Here is a 22,369-nt window from a genome sequence, read left to right on the forward strand (position 1 = left end):
GCTTTTGGCTTTTGGCTTTTGGCTTTTGGCTTTTGGCTTTTGGCTTTTGGCTTTTGGCTTTTGGCTTTTGGCTTTTGGCTTTTGGCTTTTGGCTTAAAAAATTTTATTCTAAAATTTTTTACTAATCTCTAATAATTTTGCACTACACATCTTTCTTCACTATAGTTGAAGATGCCTGCGCTGTTGGCATTACCACTAAATCTGCAATATTTACGTGATATGGCCTAGTAACTACAAAATGAATGATATCTGCAATGTCTTCTGGTTTTAAGGGTTGAAATCCTTTATACACATTCTCTGCCCTATCATCATCTCCTTTAAAACGAACATTACTAAACTCGGTTTCTACTAACCCTGGGTTTACTGCGCCTACACGAACACCTGTGCCGTTTAGATCTATTCGCATTCCTTGATTGATAGCATCTACCGCATGCTTACTTGCACAATATACATTGCCTTTTGGGTATACTTCTTTACCGGCTGTAGAACCAATATTTATAATATGACCAGATTTTCGAGCTACCATTTGAGGGATTATCGCTTTTGAAACATATAACAATCCTTTTACATTAATATCTAACATGGCATCCCAATCATCTGTATTTCCTTCTTGAATGGTATCCATACCATGGGCGTTACCTGCATTATTGATCAAAATGTCTATTTGAGAAAATTCTTTTGGTAACGAATGAACTGCCTCTTTAACCGATTCTTTATTTCTGATATCAAAATTTAAAGTATGTACCTGAACTTCTTTACCTAATTCTTCTTTTAGCGCATCTAGCCGATCTTGACGTCGACCGCACAACACCAAGTTAATTCCGTTTAGGGCAAAATGTATTGCCGTTGATTTTCCAATCCCGCTTGTAGCTCCTGTAATAAATGCTGTTTTTGTCATTTTATATTTTAATTATGCAACTTCATGTCCTTCATTTGCTTCTAATAATAGAAACCAATCCTGTAACTCCATCTCAATTGAAACGGCATCCATCGCCATTTTTAGACGCTTCGGTGTTGCCGTACCTACAACAGGGTAAACATAAGACGGGTGTTTTAAAATCCATGCCAATAAAAGCTGATCTTCTGTAGCATTATATTTTTTCGTCAATACCGCTAATACCTTTTTTATTCTAGCATTGGCTTTAGATTCTTCTCTAAAATAACTGCCAAGCGGACTCCAGCTCATTATCATTCTATCATAAGCTAAAGAATCATCAAGGGTACCGTCATTCATTACGCCGTTTGAAGATAAGGAATACTCGACCTGATTAGCATCTACTTGTATTTCCTTTTCTATAAGTTGAATTTGAGACGGTGTAAAATTCGACACTCCGAACTGCCTTATTTTTCCATCATTCTTCAATTTATCTACAGCTTCGGCAATTTCTGAAGGATTCATTAATGGACTAGGTCTATGCAAGAGTAGCATATCTAAATGATCTGTCTGTAGCATTTTTAAAGACCGCTCTACTGATGCTATTATATAATCTTTATCATAATCGTAATGCTTAACCCTATTCGACCTCTCTTTTACATCGAACTGAATACCGCACTTACTAATTAATTGAATATCTTCCCTTTTAATGGCACTTTTATTAAAGGCTTTACCAAAATCTTCTTCATTGGTATAATCACCATAAATATCTGCATGATCAAAAGTGGTGATATCATTTTCTATGCAATGATTCATTAATGAAATCATTTCGGCGGTAGAATGTTGTTTTCCCCATTTACCCCAGGTCATAGTACCCGCAATTATTCTAGAATATTTCAATGTATTGATATTTGTTTAATGAAATTAAAAAGAAATCCCTTAAAACCTTCATAAAAATCGGGGGTTTTCCAATTTTTTAACCTATCATTAACAGCGACTGACTGAATAAATTTTCAATTTGCATGACTGTTAAAATTAGAAGTCTTAACAATCAATAATATAAAGTTTTAAATGGAAGAAAATACTTCAATTGATATTAGTGCCGTTAATGAGAAAATAGCTCGAGAAAGTGCCTTTATCGATTTACTAATGCTTGAGATGAATAAGGTAATTGTTGGCCAAAAATATATGGTGGAACGATTATTAATCGGACTTTTAGGACAAGGTCATATTTTACTCGAAGGGGTACCTGGCCTAGCAAAAACCCTAGCCATTAACACGCTTTCAAAAGCTGTTAAAGGTAGTTTTAGCAGAATACAATTTACCCCAGATTTACTTCCTGCAGATGTTGTTGGTACGATGATCTACAATATGAAACTAAATGATTTTTCTATAAAGAAAGGTCCTATTTTCGCAAACTTCGTGCTTGCAGATGAGATTAACCGTGCACCTGCTAAAGTACAATCTGCTTTATTAGAAGCGATGCAAGAGAAGCAGGTAACCATTGGTGACGAAACTTTTATTCTTGATAAGCCTTTCTTAGTAATGGCAACCCAAAACCCAGTTGAGCAAGAAGGTACGTACCCGTTACCTGAAGCGCAAATTGACCGTTTTATGTTGAAAACTGTTATTGATTACCCGAAAATAAACGAAGAGCAGTTAATTATGCGTCAGAATTTATTGGGTAATTATGAGAATGTAAACGCTGTTGTATCCATAGAACAAATACTTAGCGCACAAAAAGCAGTACGTGAAGTATATATGGACGAAAAGATCGAGAAATATATTCTTGATATTGTTTTCGCCACTAGATATCCTGAAAAATATAATTTAGAAAGCTTAAAGCCTTTAATCAGTTTTGGTGCATCACCAAGGGGAAGTATCAACTTAGGTACCGCTGCTAAATGTTATGCTTTCATTAAAAGAAGAGGTTATGTTGTTCCTGAAGATGTACGAGCTATTGTACACGATGTTTTAAGACATAGAATAGGAATCACTTACGAAGCAGAAGCTGAAAATATTACCTCTGTTGATATCATCAACAAGATTGTAAACGAGATAGAAGTACCTTAAACTAGTTATGGTATTCGGTAAATACAATAACATAATGCCGAATATGATATACTACTAAAGGAAACTGTAAACTGTTTACTAAAAAATGGATACCAAAGAGCTACTCAAAAAAGTACGGAAAATTGAAATAAAGACGAGACGTCTTTCTGACCATATGTTTGGTGGGGAATACCACTCTACCTTTAAGGGTCGTGGTATGACCTTTAGTGAAGTACGACAATATCAATTTGGTGATGATGTAAGAAATATTGATTGGAACGTTACCGCCCGTTATAACGAACCTTTCATAAAGGTTTTTGAAGAAGAGCGAGAATTGACCATGATGTTAATGGTAGATATTAGCGGATCTGAATTATTCGGTACTACCAATCAATTTAAAAATGAAATTGTAACCGAAATATCGGCAACATTAGCTTTTAGTGCACTCCAAAATAATGATAAGGTTGGCGTTATTTTGTTCTCTGATCAAATAGAACTTTTTATTCCGCCTAAAAAAGGAAAGACCCACGTTTTACGCATTATTAGAGAATTGATAGAGTTCAAGCCAAAAAGTAATAAGACAGATATTGCACAGGCATTAAAGTTCTTGAGCAGTATCATGAAAAAGAAAGCTATCGTTTTTGTTCTTTCTGATTTTATTGATGAAGGATACGAAAAGACTCTAAAGATTACAGGTAATAAACATGATGTAACAGGTATTCGTATTTACGATGAACGCGAAGAAACCATTCCGAATTTGGGCATGGTGCAAATTGAAGATGCCGAGACCGGTAAATTACAATTGGTGAATACCAAATCTAAAAAAGTACGTAACGCTTATACTGCATATAACAGAGAACGTGTTGCCTATTTTAAAGAATCGTTTACCAAAGCTGGTTGCGGAGTTTTAGATTGCAGGGTCGATGAGAGTTATGTGAAAAAATTATTGGGCTATTTTAAACGAAGAGGTTGATACGAATGATTTATACGAATAGAAAAATTAACAGCGGTGTTTCGTTCATAAAACGAATTTCACCTTTTTTGGTATTTCTACTATTTTTCTCTGAATTATCCGCTCAAGAACGCCCGAGTATAACCACAAAGGTAGACACCACATTTATTAAAATTGGAGAGCAGGTAAAATGGACGGTTACCGTTAATGTTGATTCTACCGATGTTGTTATTTTTCCTGAGGGACAGACATTTTCTCCCTTAGAAACCGTTGAGGCTTTTGCTACAGATACGACAAGAAAAAAAGACCGCCTTACGCTTCAAAAAATATACGCGCTTACCCAATTCGATTCTGGCGCTTACAAACTACCATCGCAACGTATAGATATTAACGGTACTGGTTTTATGACCGATTCAACACTGATTAATGTAGCTACAATACCTGTAGATACTTTAAATCAGAAAATGTATGATATTAAACCTCTTATAAACGTAGATAAAAGCAATTTTGACCTTTGGAAGTACGTATTGATCGGTCTTTTGATTTTCTTAATAATAGGTGCCCTATTATATTGGTTCGTGCTCCGCAAAAAACCACTTAGCGAAGAAGAAAAAGTAGCACTTTTACCGCCTTATGATAGAGCTTTATTAGAACTTAAACGTTTAGAAAATTCTAAATATTTAATTCAAGACGAGTACAAACAATATTATTCTGAACTAACGACCATTGTACGTTCTTATTTAGAAGAAGATGCGCATGTTTCTGCATTAGAAAGTACTACCGGTCAGTTAATTGAAAAATTAGAACTTTTAAAAGATGCCGGCGAATTACAATTAGATGATGACACCATTAAACAATTTTCGCAAATATTACAGACGGCAGATTTAGTAAAGTTCGCAAAAAATAAACCTTCTAGTTCTATTGCCGAACAAGATAGAAAGTTGGTAGAACAAATCGTTGTAAAAACACACGATGCTTTACCAGAACCGACGGAAGAAGAGTTACTAGAACAAGCCGAATACCAAGAAGAGCTTGAGCGTAATGCTAGAAAGAAGAAAATAAAAATTGCTATAATCTCTACTGTTGCCTTAATTTTAATAGGCATTACCATTGCCGGCGTAAAATTCGGATTTGGTTATTTAAAAGACACTGTTATAGGGCATCCAACAAAAGAACTTTTAGAGGGTGAATGGATACGTAGTAGTTATGGGTTTCCGCCTATTCAATTAGAGACTCCGCAAGTTTTGGTGCGTCAAGAAATAAAATTGCCGCCAGAGGCCAAAGCTGCTATTGCAGACATTCAAGCTTTTCAATATTCTAGCCCAATTGGTCTTTTCAATGCAGCAACAACGTCTATTACATTGGCACAACAAGATGCCGAACCAGATTTTGATAAAACCATTGAGCAGATTCTATCAAATTTTGAAAGTCAGGGCGCGAAAAATATTATTACCAAACAAGAAGAATTCAGTACCATTAGCGGGGTTAAAGGGGTTAAAGTTTTTGGAAGCGGAGAATTTTTAGCACCTGGATCAAAAGAATTAATGGCAGGGGAATATACTGTACTCCTTTTTGGTGGTAAAGGTTTTCAACAATACGTAATTCTTACTTGGTTAAAAGACGACACGTACGCACAAGAAATAGTAGACCGAATTTTAGCATCGGTAGAAGTAAAAACAGAAGCATAAATGTTCGATAATATATCATTTGCAAATCCTGATTTCTTTTGGCTGTTCTTACTACTGCCATTAGCAATCGTATGGTATATCTTTAAGCAAAAAGAGCAAACTGCATCGTTACGTATATCAAGTGTAAAGGGGTTTAGCCATAATAGTATTTTACCAAAATTAAAACCTGGTTTATTTGTTTTACGATTACTGGCCTTAGGCGCCATCATTGTAGCATTGGCAAGACCACAGACAGAAGATATATCTACGCGTACCAAAACTACAAAGGGTATTGATATTGTTATGGCCATCGATGTTTCTTCAAGTATGTTGGCAAGAGATTTGAAGCCAAATAGACTATCGGCGCTTAAAGATGTAGCAGCGGACTTTATTAAAAAAAGACCCAATGACCGTATAGGTTTAGTAGTCTATGCCGGTGAAGGTTACACTAAAACACCTGTTACTACCGACAAAGCTATTGTATTGAATGCGCTTTCTGAAATTACCTATGGTCAATTAGAAGATGGTACAGCAATAGGCATGGGACTGGCAACTTCTGTAAACCGCTTAAAAGAAAGTACTGCAAAAAGTAAGATTATTATATTATTGACCGATGGGGTCAACAACTCTGGTTTCATTGAACCACAAACTGCAGCAGACCTTGCCATTGAATTCGGAATAAAAACATACACCATAGGTTTGGGTACTAACGGCAATGCTCTATCCCCAATCGCCTATAACGCAGACGGTTCTTTTAGATACGGAATGCGACAGGTAGAAATTGATGAGAATCTATTAAAGGATATTGCCAGCGCTACTGGAGGAAAATATTTTAGAGCTACAGATAATGAGTCTTTAGAAGAAATTTACGACGAGATAAATAAACTTGAAAAAACGGAAATAGAGGAATTTAAATATTACCGCTACGAAGAAAAATTTAGATTTTGGGTTTTATTGGCAGGAGCTTTGCTTTTGTTAGAATTGATTTTAAGAAACACGCTTTTTAGAAGCTTTGTATAATATGGTACAGTACGACGAAAAAATATATTTCTATTTACTCATTATCATCCCGGTGATAGTGGTGTTGTTCCTGTTATTATTGGTATGGAAAAAGAGAACACAAAAGAAATTTGCAGACACTGAACTTTTAAAAAGGCTAACACCAAATCGTTCTTATAATAAAGGAACCGTAAAATTAGTCGTGTTTATTCTTGCCCTTGCATTATTAATTATTGGATTAGTAAATCCTAAAATCGGAACAAAACTAGAAACCGTTAAACGCGAAGGTGTAGATATCGTATTTGCTGTTGATGTCAGCAAAAGTATGCTCGCAGAAGACATTGCACCCAATAGAATAGAAAAAGCGAAAAGATTGGTTTCTGAAATCATTAACCAATTGGCAAGCGACCGAATTGGTATTATAGCCTATGCAGGTCAGGCTTACCCACAACTACCAATTACAACAGATTATGGCGCTGCAAAAATGTTCTTACAGGGTATGAATACAGATATGCTAACATCGCAAGGTACTGCCATAGACCAAGCCATCGAGTTAGCGACTACCTATTATGATGATGCCGAACAAACTAATCGTGTATTGTTCATTATATCTGACGGTGAAGATCATTCTGAAGGCTCGACATTAGATGTTGTAGAAGACGCTGTAGATGAAGGTATAATTATTTACACTATTGGTGTTGGTAAAGAGAAAGGTGCACCGATACCCATTAAAAGAAACGGGATTTTAGAAAGCCTGAAAAAAGATAGTCAAGGCGAAACCGTAATCACAAAATTAAACGAGAGCGTATTAGTAGATATTGCCAACGAAGGAAAAGGACAGTATATAGACGGCTCTAACACAGACGCAGCAGTAGAATTTATTAAAGAAGAATTGTTGAAAATGGATAAGAAAGAATTCGAGGCCAAGCAATTCGCAGAATTTAAAGATCAGTTTCAATGGTTTATTGGCGGGGCATTGTTGCTTCTTTTTTTAGATATATTTATCTTGGACCGCAAGACTAACTGGTTAAAGAAACTCAATCTGTTCAATGAGAAAAGAAATGAATAAAATAAGCACAGTTTTACTTTTGCTTTTCGTTTGCCTATCGTCTTTCGCTCAAGAAGTCGATGAAAAGGAAAAAGAAAAGGCTTTAAGATCATCTACAAATTATACTTGGGATGCTAACAAAGCTTTGTCTGATGACAATTTTATCGCTGCAGAAGTTGACTATAGAAAAGCTATTTCAAAAAGCGCAGATAATAGCGCCGCTCCTTATAATTTAGGTAATGCCTATTATGAGAACGAGACCTATAATGAGGCTTTTGGTAGATTTAAAGAAGCAGGCGAAGCATCCACATCTAAAGCAGATAAACATAAAGCTTACCATAACATGGGTAATGTATTTATGAAACGCAAAGATTATGCAAAAGCGGTAGAAGCTTATAAAGAGGCCTTACGTAATGATTCTACTGATGAAGAAACCCGTTACAACTTAGCCTTGGCAAAAGAACTGTTGAAAAAAGATCAAGACGAGAACAAGCAAGATCAAGACGACAAGGATAAGGACAAAGATCAAGACGAGAACAAAGACGAAGACAAAAAGGACGAAGGAGAAAACGAGGATAAGAAAGATCAAGGAGAAGATGGAGATAAGGGTGACGAAGGCGATAAAAACGAAGATAAGAAAGACGATAATAAAGATGGTGAAGGGGATAAATCTGATCAAAAAAAGAAACCCGAACAAGGCGAGGGCGAAAAAGAACAAGAGCAAAAACAACCTAGACCCAATCAACTTTCTAAGCAGCAGGTCGATAATTTATTGAGAGCCATGCAGAATGCAGAAAAAAAGGTTCAGGATAAAATCGATGCAAAAAAAGTGCAAGGTGTTAAGGTTAAAAATGAAAAAGATTGGTAGACTTTAAGTCCATAGCTAAACTTGGGTTACTGGTAACCGTTTTTCTATCATCAATTTTGATGATGGGCCAGGGTAATAACGATGTAACTTTTGAAATGAAACTGAGCAAACCAAAGCTTGGTCTTAATGAAAGGTTGCGCGTAGATTTTATTATGAACCGTGATGGGGATAATTTTAACCCACCAGACTTCAACGGATTCAAAGTTGTCATGGGACCTTCTCAATCTATTAGCTCTTCTTGGATTAACGGAGTTAGGAGCTACTCAAAATCTTATTCATATACTTTAGCGCCTTCAGCAAGAGGCAAATACACCATTAAACAAGCATCTATTGTAATTGGCGGTGAAACCTATAAATCATTAGCACAAGATGTTGAAGTAACCGCAGCTGTCGATAAGCCAAGCGACCAAATGACCGCTGATGATGTTGCAGATGAAAACTTACATTTAGTTGCCGAGATTTCAAAAACGAATCCGTATTTGAATGAAGCCATTACAATCATTTATAAGCTATATGTGAGTCCGAATATTAGCGTATCGAACTATCAACCCTTAGACAACCCTACCTATAATAATTTCTGGAGTCAAGATATTAAAGTAAATGCACTGAGTGCGCAAAATGGAACGTATAAAGGCAAACCTTATAGATATGTCATCTTAAAGCGTGTTGTTCTTTATCCGCAAAAATCTGGTGAACTAGACATTGAACCCTTATCTCTCGACGTTACTGTAGATGTACCTTCGGGTAGAAGAGATTTCTTTGGTCAAAGAATGTATGCCCAAACGAACAAAACAGTTTCTGCAGGTAGTAGAACTATAAATGTAAAACCATTACCTCTAGCAAACCAACCTGCCAATTTTAATGGTGCTGTTGGTGATTTTGATTTTGCGGTTTCTACAAGCAAAACAAGTTTAAATGCATCAGAATCTTTGCAAGCAACAATAGAGGTAAGTGGTAAGGGAAATTTAAAACTATTTAAACTTCCAGAATTGGAGTTACCAAGTGCCTTAGAAGTATATGAACCTGAGTTTACTGAAGGTGTAAGAACAACGCTTGCAGGCATGCAAGGTAAAGTGAGCAATCAATATACTATAGTGCCATCGTTTAGAGGTAAATATCCTATTGCTCCCTTAAGTTTTAGTTATTTTAATCCTTCCACAGGAAAATATACTACGCTAACATCAAATGAAATTGTAATTAATGTTCTAGAGGGTCCGTTAAGTGCATCGTCTAATTCTGAGGCATCTTCAAATAACAACAAACAATCTGTAGTCAGTAGCGGAAATGAATTTAATTTCTTAAAACTAGACTCTAATCTATCAGATAAATGTGTTTCGTACTTTTTCGGCTCTACATCATTCTACTTGTGGTTATTATGCCCTCTTCTACTTATCCCATTAGCTATTCTATTTAGAAAGAAAAGGGATGCTATTGCAGGTGACGTTGTGGGTAATAAAATTAGAAAAGCAAACAAATTGGCGCGTAAGTATTTGTCTGCAGCGAGAAAGCAACTAGGTAATAAAGAAGCTTTCTATGTGGCCCTTGAGCGAGCACTGCATAACTATTTAAAAGCGAAATTAAAGATAGAGACCTCTGAGTTTAGTAAAGACAAAATTACGGAGCTACTTTCTCAAAAACAGATAGATGGCGAAACGATAAATAGTTTTATATCTCTTCTCAAAAATTGCGAAGCAGCTCGCTATAGTCCGTTCTCTAACGTACAAATGCAAGCCGATTATGACAAGGCAAGCGAGGTAATTTCTATAATGGATAAACAATTATAAGTATGTTCAAAAAGCTAGCTACTCTTATTAGTCTTTTTACGGTTCTCTTAAGTGCCGCTCAGAACAACAAATTGTTTGAGCAGGCTACCGAAGCTTACAATACAGGTAATTATGATCAGGCGGTTGATTATTATAACGACATTCTAAGTAGTGGCGAGCACTCGGCCGCAGTTTACTTTAACCTTGGCAACTCTTATTACAAGCTCAATAAAATAGCGGAGAGTATTTATTTTTATGAGAAAGCACTAGTACTCTCGCCTAATGATAAAGAGACGAAGACCAACCTCAGCTATGCTCAAAATATGACCATAGACGCCATAGATACTATGCCAGAAACGAGCTTGTCTAAATTGTATAAAAATATAACCGGTAAATTAACTTTTGATCAATGGGCATATGTGGCTATAAGTTTTATGCTGCTATTTGTTCTTTTATATATTCTCTTCTATTACGCTATATATTCCACTAGAAAAAGGTGGATGTTCATTGGTAGTTTACTTTCACTTTTCTTATGTATAATTGCCATAGTTTTTGCATTTATACAACGAAGCGATTTTGATGAATACCAACCTGCAATATTATTTGCCGAAGAAAGCAATGTTAAATCTGAACCTAATGACACTAGTGCAGCGGTATTTACTATTCACGCAGGCACCAAAGTAAATGTGTTGGACCAATTAGACGATTGGAGAAAAATAAAACTTGCAGACGGTAAAATAGGATGGCTACCAACGACAGATTTAAAACTGATAAAAGATTTTTAGAAAAAAGTTAACAGTTTTTAACAATTTCAACACTATCTTTAAAATCATATTTTTATTATATGACAATTTTTGCTCGCATTACTTTATTACTATTATGGCTATTTGCGGTTACTGCGCCTAGCATAATAACCCTATGCGATATTGATAACCCAATTGTTATAACCAACCTCAACGAAGAAGAGCAAGAGTCAGGTAAAAAATCTATGGGTGAAGAAAAGTTTTTTAAAGAAAATTTTTTGGATTTTTCAACCATTGGCATTATTGAAAGTTCGACTATCAACAACTTTAATCAAATTGGTTACTTAGACCTTTCTCAAGAGGTTTTCTCTCCTCCACCCGATCAGGCTAGTTAATTTTCATCACATTTTTTCAATTGACTAATCTGTTCTAAAAACAACTTTAGGGCATAATTTTATTTTATACATGTTCAAATTTATCAAAAGCGATATACCAGCTAGTATCGTAGTATTTTTCGTTGCGCTACCTTTATGTTTAGGTATTGCTTTAGCTAGTGGAGCTCCCTTATTTTCTGGAGTAATTGCCGGTATTATCGGTGGTGTCTTGGTTGGTGGCCTAAGTGGCTCTAAAATTGGAGTTAGTGGTCCTGCTGCAGGTTTAGCGGCAATTGTATTAACTGCAATCGGCGCTTTAGGGGGTTATGAGAATTTCTTGGTTGCCGTTGTTTTGGGTGGCATTATTCAAATAGTATTTGGAATTTTGAAAGCAGGAGTAATAGGTTATTATTTTCCGTCTTCTGTAATTAAAGGTATGCTTACCGGTATTGGTATCATCATTATACTTAAACAGATTCCTCACTTTTTTGGATACGATTCTGATCCAGAAGGTGATTGGGCATTTTTTCAAGTAGATGGCGAAAACACGTTCTCTGAGATTCTGAATACTATTAACAATATTAGCCCTGGGGCTACCTTAATTGCAATTATTGGTTTATCGATTCTTTTACTTTGGGATAAAGTTCTTTCTAAAAAGGGAAAAGTGTTTCAAATAATACAAGGTCCATTAGTAGCTGTTGCCATTGGTATTATATTTTATGTTCTTACACAAAATAGTGAGGTTTTGGCAATCTCAAAAGATCACTTAGTAAGTGTACCGGTACCAGACGATTTTTCATCTTTTGTTGGTCAGTTTAGCTTTCCTAATTTCAGTGCCATAACTAATCCTCAAGTTTGGATTACAGCCTTTACCATTGCATTAGTGGCCAGTTTAGAAACCTTACTTTGTGTTGAAGCAACAGATAAATTAGACCCACATAAAAATGTAACTCCAACGAACAGAGAGTTATTGGCCCAAGGGGCAGGTAATATTGTTTCTGGTCTTATTGGCGGCTTACCTATAACCCAAGTAATAGTTCGTAGTTCAGCAAACATTCAGTCTGGTGGTAGAACAAAATTATCGGCTATAATTCACGGATTTCTATTATTGATATCCGTAATCATGATCCCTACTTTGCTGAACAAGATTCCGTTATCGGTTTTGGCCGCTATTCTATTCATCGTAGGATTTAAATTAGCAAAACCAGCCTTATTCATAAAAATGTATAAATTAGGATGGAAACAATCTATTCCATTTTTTGTAACCGTTATTGGTATAGTCTTTACAGATTTACTAGTCGGTATTAGTTTAGGTCTTGCCGTAGGTATCGTAGTTATTTTATTAAAGAGCTACCAAAATTCTCACTTTCTTCATATTGAAGACAATAGTGATGGTAAACATAAAATTAAAATGACTTTGGCAGAAGAAGTTACTTTTTTCAATAAAGGTGCTATTTTAAAAGAATTAGATAATCTACCTCAGAATACATACTTAGAGCTCGATGTATTAAAAACAAGATTCTTAGATTATGATATCATAGAAATATTAGAAGATTTCAGCCATAAGGCCAAAGAAAGAAATATTGACATAAAGCTTATTTCTAAGCGTGGTGTGGTAGAGAATCCGCCAAGTTATATCGAATTCTTTGAGCAACGACCAAAATCGAATGTAAGCTTAAGCTAGAAATAATAAAAAGTCTATACCGATCTTACAGCAGTAAGTAAAACATATCTTAATATAAAAAATGAAAGCACATACTAGAGAAACCCAAGCAACGATGACCCCAAAGAAATCATTAGATTTCTTAAAAGAGGGAAATCAAAGATTTCAAAATAATTTAAAAGCAAATCGCAACCTATTAGAACAAGTTAATGACACAAGTGAAGGTCAATTTCCATTTGCCACCATACTAAGTTGCATAGATTCGAGAGTTTCTGCAGAGCTAGTTTTCGATCAAGGATTGGGAGATATATTCAGTGTAAGAATAGCAGGTAATTTCGTCAACGAAGATATTCTTGGCAGTATGGAGTTTGGTTGCAAACTAGCAGGCACCAAACTAATTGTCGTTTTAGGTCATACCAGTTGTGGTGCCATAAAAGGTGCTTGTGATCATGCAAGATTAGGCAACTTAACTGCGCTTATCAACAAAATAGAACCCGCAGTAGATGCTGTAAAAGAGCCCACAGATGAAAGTTTAAGAAATTCTAAAAATTTAGACTTCGTAGATCGAGTGGCGGCTAAAAATGTTGAATTGACTATTGAAAACATTAGAAAGCATAGCCCGGTTTTAGCTGAAATGGAAGAAAACGACGAAGTACTTATAGTAGGGGCAATGTATGATATTGCCACAGGTGAAGTAGATTTCTACAAATAGAAATTAACAATACAAAATAGTGACTATAAAGCCGATGTTATTCATCGGTTTATAATACCTGGAAATCAATCAATTATTCGCAGCCAACGAAGAATTTTTTATTTAAACTCGAGTAATATCACTTTAAAGTAACGTGATAATTTCTTATTAAAATTGATTATTTTAAGAGTATGAAGAATCTATTTTCAAATTTCAAAGGAGATTTATTTGGCGGTATAACAGCGGGTATTGTGGCACTACCTTTAGCACTTGCATTTGGAGTTAGCTCAGGAATGGGACCAAGCGCCGGATTATATGGTGCAATTTTTATTAGTTTCTTCGCCGCACTTTTTGGCGGAACAAACACACAAATTTCTGGCCCTACCGCACCAATGACTGCCGTAAGTATGGTCGTTATAGCAGGTATCGTTGCAATGAATGACGGAAACCTAGAAAAAGCTTTACCTGCTATTTTAATTGTTTTTCTATTAGCTGGTTTAATGCAAATTGGACTAGGTTTAATAGGTCTGGGTAAGTATATCAGGTACATTCCCTACCCCGTAGTATCTGGTTTTATGACGGCAATCGGTGTCATCATCTTGGTAACCCAAATATTACCTGCCATAGGTTATTACCCAAAAGAAGATGCCCAATTTGTACATAAATACAAACCGATGGCAGAGCAAGTTATACTTGACAATATCTTAAAAGAAGAAGCAGGTGAAGATATTTTGGTATTAGAAGACTTTAAAGAAACCATCTCGCGCGCAGAAGCTATCACCGAAGACGATATATTGAAAGAGGCACAGACTTTGGCAAACTCTGAAGCATCGGGAGTAATAGGTGCTATTAAGGTTTTACCTAGAGCTTTAAAAAATATAAATTGGCTAGAATTTATACTGGCCATTTCGACCATTATTATTATTTATGGTTTTAAAAAAATAACGACTACCATACCTAGTGCGCTTGTAGCACTAATAGTAATCTCGGGTGTAGCCTATGGTTTTAATCTTGATTATAGGCCAATTGAGCAAATACCTAGTGGTTTTCCTATGCCCAACATTGGCATATTTACAGAATTCGATTTAGGTTCTGTGACTCCATATTTTTTCACAGCTCTTACTTTGGCATTATTGGGCGCAATAGATTCATTACTGACCTCAGTAGTGGCCGACAACATGACAAAAACAAAACATCAGCCGAACAAAGAGCTCGTAGGGCAAGGTATCGGTAACAGTATTGCCGCAATGTTTGGTGGTATACCTGGGGCCGGTGCAACAATTCGTACAGTGGTTAACATAAATGCCGGTGGTAAAACTAAATTATCCGGCATGGTTGCAGGTGTGTTATTATTAATTGTTTTATTGGCCCTTGGTCCTGTAGCCTCTCAAATACCTGCCGCAGTTTTAGCCGGTATTTTAGTAACGGTAGGTATTGGTGTAATGGATTATAAAGGACTAAAAGCTATACCGACTTTACCAAAAGATATGAGTATAGGTAAAATAAAATTCAGTTCTGAAGTTGTCATCATGCTTGTGGTACATGTACTTTCTTCCATTTGGAATTTAGTTTATGCAGTGGGCGTAGGTCTAGTTATCGCTTCTTTAATGTTCATGAAAAAAATGGGCGATTTAACCGCAGAACGCTCTGATGTAAAGTCGTTGGAGAAAGAAGTTAACTGGCCAGATGAAGCTGCTTTTCCATTAAGTTTACAAGAAGAAGTTTTTATAAAGCACTTAAAGGGACCATTATTTTTTGGTTCTACGAGTGAGTTTCAACTTTTAGCGGATCAAATACCCGATTCGGCCTCTACGGTAATCATAAGAATGGGCAGAATGGAATACATGGACCAATCTGGTTTATATACCTTAGAAGATGTTTTATTTGAACTAAGAAAATCTGGAATGGATATTCTATTTGTTGATGTAATTAAACAGCCTCGCTACATGATGGAACGTATTGGTGTTATTCCAAATCTAATTCCTGAAGAACATATTTTTAAAACGTTCGATGAGTGCCTAATCTGGGTAAAGTCTAATGTTAAATTAAAGATTCCGTGATAGCTAAGGCATCAAATGCAACAAAAACATATCATACCTCTTTTAAAAGTTTTAAATTTGCGGCTTTAATCAACATTCATGATTGATAAGATAAAAGAACAAATTTCTGAAGTAGCATCGTTCACAGCTGACAATTTAGAAGCCGTTGAGGCGTTTCGTATTAAATTTTTAGGTAAAAAGGGCATTCTAAATGACTTCTTTGCGGAGTTCAAGAATGTACCTAATGACCAGAAAAAAGAGTTCGGACAAACAATTAACGAACTTAAACAAGCTGCGACTCAAAAAGTAGAATCTTTAAAAGAAGTTTTAGAAAATAACACTACTGATGAAAAGGTCTATGGTGATTTGACCAGACCTGGCTACCCTTTAGAACTAGGATCTCGTCATCCTATTTCTATAGTGAAAAATAAAATCATCGATATTTTCTCTAGAATCGGATTCAATGTTTCCGAAGGTCCGGAGATTGAAGATGATTGGCATAATTTTACTGCGTTGAACTTGCCAGAATATCATCCTGCAAGAGATATGCAAGATACTTTCTTTGTACAAACAGATCCAGATATCCTTTTGCGTACTCATACCTCATCTGTACAAGTGCGGTATATGGAAAACAACCAACCTCCTATTCGTACAATATCTCCGGGTAGAGTATATAGAAACGAAGCTATTTCGGCAAGATCGCACTGTTTCTTTCACCAAGTAGAAGGTTTATATATTGATAAGGATGTTTCTTTTGCTGATTTAAAACAAACACTTCAATACTTTACCGCAGAGCTCTTTGGAAAGTCCAAAATTAGATTAAGACCTTCTTACTTTCCTTTTACAGAGCCAAGTGCGGAAGTTGATGTGTACTGGGGACTAGAAACCGAATCTGACTACAAAATTACGAAAGGTACTGGTTGGTTAGAAATTGGAGGCTGTGGTATGGTCGATCCAAATGTGCTTAAAAATTGTGGACTAGATCCTGACGTATATTCTGGCTTTGCCTTCGGTGTAGGTATCGATCGTATTGCTATGCTTCTTCATCAAATTACAGATATACGTTTATTGAGTGAAAATGATTTACGCTTTTTAGAACAATTTAAAAGCGCCCTTTAATAGTACGCTGTGAAAAAAGATATAGAAATACCTGTCGTTAAAGATGTACACATCGCCATTATTAGAGAATGGAACGAAGAATTCTTGAACAAAGATTGGAATGCATATATCATAAATGATCGAGATACTGCTATTGAAATGACCATGGTAGTATCTAAAGGTTATGACGATGACCGTAAAACTTCAATCATGAGACATGGTATTGGTGTCGTTGAGCCTAAATCATTTAAAAAAATCGAAGTGGTTCAAGAAGATGTGTTAGCATTAAATAATGAATTTTATGTCACTTACTATGCTGATAACAAATTGTATGAAAAACGATTTGTGTTCGAGAAAAACACAGTGAATGAAAATAATCTAGTTACAATTCCTTTAATAGAAAAAGACGGCATCTTTGCCAAGTAGTTCATACATTTTAATCAGTTAGTTCAGTTATATTTCTTTTTTTTCTTCTCAATAGAGCTTACTTATTTATAAAAAAACCCTAAGCCACTACCCAAATCACAGTCAATAAATTTTTTTATTGAACTAATAATCAAGAGACTACTTTATAATTTTGTTCCCGTAACGAAGTATTAACTTTTATTAACAAAAAAGAATGTTCGTTTAGTTTGTTTGTAACCGAACTAACTATACCTTTGTCGCTTCAAATTTCGAATCATGGAAAAAGAAGAACATAAACAAAGATTAATAGAAGAGCTAGGTGTTCATTTTGAAGCTGAATATAATCTACCTCCATTGGCTGCAAGAATATTTGGAAATCTTGTAGTAACTGAAGAAGTAGGTCTTACATTTGACGATTGTCAAATGAAAAGAGGGGCAAGTAAAAGCTCTATTTCTACATCGCTCAATTTACTATTACAATTAGGTATGATAACCTATTTTACTAAATCTGGCGATAGAAGAAGGTATTTTAAAATATCTGACAAAAGCACTTTTTTCATTAAAAAATTAGAGCAGGCTATTAAGAAAGCTGCTAATGAATCTAAAATGATTCAAAAAGTTGCCAAGTATGATCAGCAGTACAACAATGAAAAATACATTTCTAATAAAGCAAAAATGGACGCGTATTTAAATTGTCTTGACCAAAATGAAGCTACTAATAAAGAAACAATAGAAGCCCTAAGAAAGCTGATTTAAAAAAATTTATAAATTAAGTTCGTTTTATACCGAACAATCTGAATTAACAAAACCTTAACAGGACAATTATATTTTCAAATACAAATAAACATCCAATTAAAATGAAAAAGTTATCAATTATAGGAATATTAAGTGCAGTGCTTCTTTTAAGCTCGTGCTTTGGTTCATCAGAAAAACCAGCTCAAGGTCCTGCAGCTCCACCACCACCAAGTTTGCAAGTCGCTAAATTAGAAAAGCAAGACTTAACTATATATAATGAATTCTCAACTATTCTTGAAGGTAAGCAGAATGTAGAAATATGGCCAAAAGTATCTGGTTTTGTGCAAGAAGTATATGTTGAAGAGGGTCAAAAAATTAAAAAAGGTCAGTTACTTTTTAAATTAGAAACTCAAACTTTAAATCAAGATGCTAACGCTGCAAAAGCTTCTGTTAATGTAGCGCAAGTGGAAGTTGATAAATTAAAGCCTTTGGTAGAAAAGAATATCATTAGCCCAGTGCAATTAGAAACTGCAAAAGCACAACTTGCACAAGCACAAGCAAATTACCAAAGTGTTACTTCTAACATTGGTTATTCACGTATCACTAGTCCTGTTGATGGGTATATTGGTGAAATTCCTTTTAAAATTGGTGCGCTTGTAAGTTCTGCAATGGCTAAACCATTAACTACAGTTTCTGATATTAGCGAGGTTCGTGCTTATTTTTCAATGAACGAGAAAGAGCTTTTAAAACTAAAAGAGTCTTTGCCTAAAAATGATAATAACGTTTTAGACTTAGAGCAAGCCCCAGAGGTAACTTTAATTATGATCAACGGTGAAGATTACGCTGAACCTGGCAAAATTGCTATGATCAATACTATTATTAATAGTACAACTGGTAGTGTAACAGCAAGAGCAGATTTTGACAACAAAAACAATTTATTAAGCAGTGGTAGTACAGGTAAAATTAAAATTCCGACTATTTATAGTGGTGCTTATGAAATACCACAAACTGCAACTATTGATCTTCAAGGTAAAAAACTGGTTTACGTTTTAAAAGATGATAATACGGTTACTACTATGCCATTAGATATCATTACCACAACACAAAAAGGGTTTGTAGTTGAAAACGGAATTGAAGAGGGAACTACTATTGTTATTGAAGGGGTTTCTAAATTAAAAGACGGAATGGCTATTAACCCAGCCAAATAAGAATCCGCTATTCATTAAAACAAATAAATAAACAACAATGTTTCAAAGATTTATAGATCGTCCCGTACTTTCTACGGTGATTTCGATCATTATAGTTATTCTAGGTGTTTTAGGTTTAACGACCTTGCCTATAGAACAATACCCAGAAATAGCACCACCAACGGTGCAAGTTACAAGTACCTATACAGGTGCAAATGCAGAAACCGTTCTTAATAGTGTTGTAATTCCACTAGAAGAGCAAATTAATGGTGTTGAAGACATGTTGTACATGACTTCTAACGCAAGTAATGACGGTGCTTCAACCATAAACGTATTTTTTAAATTAGGTACTGATCCAGATATTGCTACGGTAAACGTGCAGAACAGGGTTGCAAGAGCAAACAGTGTATTACCTCAAAGTGTTGTTCAAACAGGGGTTATCACACAAAAATCTCAGACCAGTGCATTATTATTCTTCTCACTCTTTTCTGATAATGATGAGTATGATGCCACGTTTGTAGAAAACTATGCTAAAATTAACATCGTACCAAAATTACAACGTATTGAAGGTGTAGGTAACGTAACTGTTTTTGGAGCTAAGGATTATTCTATGCGTATCTGGATAAATCCAGAAAAAATGGCTGCTTACAAGCTAATGCCATCTGATATTCAAGCTGCACTTACAGAACAAAATCTCGAAGCTGCAACGGGTAAAATTGGTGAAAATGCCGATGGTGTTTACGAATATGTATTAAAATATAAAGGTCGTCTTTCAAATGAAGCTGAATATGAAAATATTATTATTAAGGCTCAAGAAAACGGACAATTTTTAAGACTTAGAGATGTTGCCGAAATTGAATTGGGAGCTTTTAATTACGGAACTAAGAATGAAGGTATGGGCAAGCCTGGTGCTGCCGTGGGTGTTTTTCAAACATCAGGTTCAAATGCAAATGCTATTATCGATGAAATTCAAACAATTTTAGAAGAGAGCAAAGTAGATTTCCCTAAAGGACTGGACTATGTAATACCTTATAACACTAAAGATTTCTTAAGTGCATCTATAGATCACGTGATACAAACCTTGATCGAGGCTTTTTTATTAGTATTCTTAGTGGTATTCATATTTTTACAAGACTTTAGATCGACATTAATACCGGCTATTGCAGTACCGGTTGCAATTATCGGTACATTCTTCTTTCTCTCACTATTTGGGTATTCTATTAACATGTTAACGCTATTTGCAATGATACTTGCAATTGGTATTGTAGTGGATGATGCCATTGTAGTGGTAGAAGCCGTGCATGCTAAAATGGAAGAAGGTGCTACAAATGCTAAAACGGCTACGAAATCTGCTATGTCAGAAATATCAGGTGCAATTATTTCTATCACCTTGGTAATGTCGGCCGTATTTATTCCTGTATCATTTATTAGTGGATCATCAGGTGTGTTCTACCAACAATTTGGTATCACATTGGCAATAGCAATTCTTATTTCCGCTGTAAACGCTTTGACACTGAGTCCGGCTTTGGCTGCTCTTTTACTGAAACCTCATCATACATCCGAAGAAAAAAAGAAAGGCGTTGTAAAACGTTTCTTCTCAGCTTTCAATACTGGTTTTGATGCGGTGACTAATAAATATGTTGGATCAGTAAAATATATAGCCAAAAGAAAATGGTTGACATGGGTATCTCTTATAATATTCGCAGCAATTGCGGTGATGTTATTTAAATCTACACCAACAGGCTTTATACCTAATGAAGATCAAGGATTATTATTTGCTGATGTTACAATGCCTCCTGGTACTACTTTAGAGCAAACACAAAAAACTGTAAAGAAGCTCGATTCTATTTATGAATCTATGGATATCATAGAAGCTAGAATGAACATTACCGGGTTCAGTATTCTAAACAGTGTTAACGGTGGATCATATGGTTTCTCTGTTCTTCGTCTTAAAGATTGGGGTGAAAGAGAAGGTGAAGGAGAATCTGTTCAAGAAGTGGTAGGAAGCCTGTTCGCAAAAACAGCGGGATTAAAAGATGCTAAAATATTCTTCTTTACGCCGCCAAGTGTTCGTGGTTTTGGTAACTCTACCGGTTTTGAGATGAACTTACAGAGTAAAGATGCCGATGATTGGCAAACCGTAAGTAAAGTTACCAATGAGTTCTTAGGTGCCATTAATGCAAGACCAGAGGTTCAATACGCGATTACTAACTTCAACGCCAATTTCCCTCAATATGAGTTAGACGTTGATGTTGAGAAAACTAAAATGGCAGGCTTAGCTGTTACTGATGTTTTTAGTGCTATGCAAGGTTATTATGGTGGTCTTTATACTACCGATTTCAATAAATTCGGTAAGCAATACCGTGTAATGATCCAAGCTAAACCAGAAGATAGAGCCGATGAAAATTCATTGAACCATATTTTTGTAACCAATGCTAATGGAGAATCGGTTGCCGTTTCTCAATTTGTATCGCTAAAGAAAATTTACGGTCCTGAGGTGGTAAGTAGATTTAACTTATTGAGTTCTGTAAAAATCAACGGAGCTATGAACCCTGGGTATTCCACTGGTGATGCGATTAAAGCAATTGAAGAAGTAGCTGCAGAGGTATTACCTAATAATTACACTTATGAATATTCTGGACTTACCAAAGAGGAAAATAGCGCAGGTAGCCAAACCATCATCATATTTATATTGAGTTTGGTATTTGTATACTTCTTATTAAGTGCACAGTATGAATCTTATATTCTACCATTATCAATTTTACTTTCATTACCAGTTGGTATTGCGGGCGCTATTGGTTTTGTAAGTATGGCGGGACTTGAAAATAACATCTATTTTCAAATTGCACTAATCATGCTTATTGGTCTACTTTCTAAAAATGCTATTCTTATTGTAGAGTTCGCATTGCAACGTAGAAAACATGGTATGTCGATTATCGACTCTGCTATCGACGGTGCAAAAGCGAGACTTAGACCAATTTTAATGACATCATTCGCATTCATTCTTGGTTTAATGCCATTGGCATTATCATCGGGTATTGGTGCTGTTGGTAACAGATCTATTGGTATGAGTGCTGTTGGTGGTATGTTAATCGGTACTATATTCGGTGTATTCGTTATACCGGCATTGTACGTTATTTTCCAGACTATTCAAGAGCGTTTTACAGGTGCTCCACAACCAACTATTGAAGAATAATAGAACTAAAGAAAT

At 35.5% G+C, this 22,369-nt stretch carries 19 protein-coding genes; 17 read left to right on the plus strand and 2 right to left on the minus strand.

Going from position 1 to position 22,369, the window contains the following annotated elements; genetic code table 11:
* Positions 1–142 precede the first annotated feature (142 nt).
* Together CLV90_RS00690 and CLV90_RS00695 are read right to left on the minus strand one after the other, a co-directional pair.
* Positions 143–898 (minus strand): SDR family NAD(P)-dependent oxidoreductase, encoded by a 756-nt coding sequence (locus CLV90_RS00690; RefSeq protein WP_133685606.1) that lies wholly within the window; start codon positions 896–898, stop codon positions 143–145.
* Between the two features lie 12 nt (positions 899–910).
* On the minus strand, positions 911–1,774 hold the full coding sequence (locus CLV90_RS00695; RefSeq protein WP_133685607.1) for an aldo/keto reductase: 864 nt from the start codon (positions 1,772–1,774) through the stop codon (positions 911–913).
* Between the two features lie 171 nt (positions 1,775–1,945).
* Between CLV90_RS00695 and CLV90_RS00700 the strand changes: the two genes are divergently transcribed.
* From CLV90_RS00700 to CLV90_RS00780, 17 genes are all read left to right on the plus strand, one after another.
* Positions 1,946–2,947 carry an AAA family ATPase gene (locus CLV90_RS00700; protein ID WP_133685608.1) on the plus strand — a complete coding sequence of 334 codons (1,002 nt, stop codon included), beginning with the start codon at positions 1,946–1,948 and terminating at the stop codon, positions 2,945–2,947.
* 85 nt (positions 2,948–3,032) lie between these two features.
* On the plus strand, positions 3,033–3,899 hold the full coding sequence (locus CLV90_RS00705) for a DUF58 domain-containing protein (protein ID WP_133685609.1): 867 nt from the start codon (positions 3,033–3,035) through the stop codon (positions 3,897–3,899).
* Between the two features lie 5 nt (positions 3,900–3,904).
* Complete coding sequence (locus tag CLV90_RS00710) at positions 3,905–5,566, plus strand: hypothetical protein (RefSeq protein ID WP_243835305.1); 1,662 nt, start codon at positions 3,905–3,907, stop codon at positions 5,564–5,566.
* On the plus strand, positions 5,567–6,565 hold the full coding sequence (locus tag CLV90_RS00715) for a vWA domain-containing protein (RefSeq protein ID WP_133685610.1): 999 nt from the start codon (positions 5,567–5,569) through the stop codon (positions 6,563–6,565). It abuts the gene before it with no gap.
* A 1-nt stretch (position 6,566) separates the two neighbouring features.
* Complete coding sequence (locus CLV90_RS00720; protein ID WP_133685611.1) at positions 6,567–7,613, plus strand: VWA domain-containing protein; 1,047 nt, start codon at positions 6,567–6,569, stop codon at positions 7,611–7,613.
* Positions 7,606–8,460, plus strand: coding sequence for a tetratricopeptide repeat protein (locus CLV90_RS00725; RefSeq protein WP_133685612.1), 855 nt, complete (start codon positions 7,606–7,608; stop codon positions 8,458–8,460). The genes CLV90_RS00720 and CLV90_RS00725 overlap by 8 nt, the downstream gene beginning before the upstream one ends.
* A 59-nt stretch (positions 8,461–8,519) precedes the next feature.
* Positions 8,520–10,244 carry a BatD family protein gene (locus CLV90_RS00730; protein ID WP_133686988.1) on the plus strand — a complete coding sequence of 575 codons (1,725 nt, stop codon included), beginning with the start codon at positions 8,520–8,522 and terminating at the stop codon, positions 10,242–10,244.
* Between the two features lie 2 nt (positions 10,245–10,246).
* Positions 10,247–11,008 carry an SH3 domain-containing protein gene (locus CLV90_RS00735; RefSeq protein WP_133685613.1) on the plus strand — a complete coding sequence of 254 codons (762 nt, stop codon included), beginning with the start codon at positions 10,247–10,249 and terminating at the stop codon, positions 11,006–11,008.
* Positions 11,009–11,067: 59 nt separating this feature from the next.
* Entirely contained in the window at positions 11,068–11,361 is a 294-nt protein-coding gene (locus CLV90_RS00740) for a hypothetical protein (protein WP_133685614.1), read from the plus strand.
* A 70-nt stretch (positions 11,362–11,431) separates the two neighbouring features.
* Entirely contained in the window at positions 11,432–13,024 is a 1,593-nt protein-coding gene (locus CLV90_RS00745) for a SulP family inorganic anion transporter (protein WP_133685615.1), read from the plus strand.
* A gap of 61 nt (positions 13,025–13,085) precedes the next feature.
* Entirely contained in the window at positions 13,086–13,715 is a 630-nt protein-coding gene (locus CLV90_RS00750; RefSeq protein WP_133685616.1) for a carbonic anhydrase family protein, read from the plus strand.
* Between the two features lie 170 nt (positions 13,716–13,885).
* On the plus strand, positions 13,886–15,754 hold the full coding sequence (locus tag CLV90_RS00755) for a SulP family inorganic anion transporter (protein WP_133685617.1): 1,869 nt from the start codon (positions 13,886–13,888) through the stop codon (positions 15,752–15,754).
* A 78-nt stretch (positions 15,755–15,832) separates the two neighbouring features.
* A complete protein-coding gene (gene pheS / locus CLV90_RS00760) occupies positions 15,833–16,852 on the plus strand; it encodes a phenylalanine--tRNA ligase subunit alpha (protein WP_133685618.1) in 1,020 nt (339 codons plus the stop codon).
* A 9-nt stretch (positions 16,853–16,861) separates the two neighbouring features.
* On the plus strand, positions 16,862–17,257 hold the full coding sequence (locus CLV90_RS00765; protein ID WP_133685619.1) for a hypothetical protein: 396 nt from the start codon (positions 16,862–16,864) through the stop codon (positions 17,255–17,257).
* 255 nt (positions 17,258–17,512) lie between these two features.
* On the plus strand, positions 17,513–17,992 hold the full coding sequence (locus tag CLV90_RS00770; RefSeq protein ID WP_133685620.1) for a GbsR/MarR family transcriptional regulator: 480 nt from the start codon (positions 17,513–17,515) through the stop codon (positions 17,990–17,992).
* A gap of 101 nt (positions 17,993–18,093) precedes the next feature.
* Positions 18,094–19,179 carry an efflux RND transporter periplasmic adaptor subunit gene (locus CLV90_RS00775; RefSeq protein WP_133685621.1) on the plus strand — a complete coding sequence of 362 codons (1,086 nt, stop codon included), beginning with the start codon at positions 18,094–18,096 and terminating at the stop codon, positions 19,177–19,179.
* A 37-nt stretch (positions 19,180–19,216) separates the two neighbouring features.
* Positions 19,217–22,354 carry an efflux RND transporter permease subunit gene (locus CLV90_RS00780; protein ID WP_133685622.1) on the plus strand — a complete coding sequence of 1,046 codons (3,138 nt, stop codon included), beginning with the start codon at positions 19,217–19,219 and terminating at the stop codon, positions 22,352–22,354.
* Positions 22,355–22,369 lie beyond the last annotated feature (15 nt).

It is taken from the genome of Maribacter spongiicola (assembly GCF_004364165.1).
GTDB lineage: Bacteria > Bacteroidota > Bacteroidia > Flavobacteriales > Flavobacteriaceae > Maribacter > Maribacter spongiicola.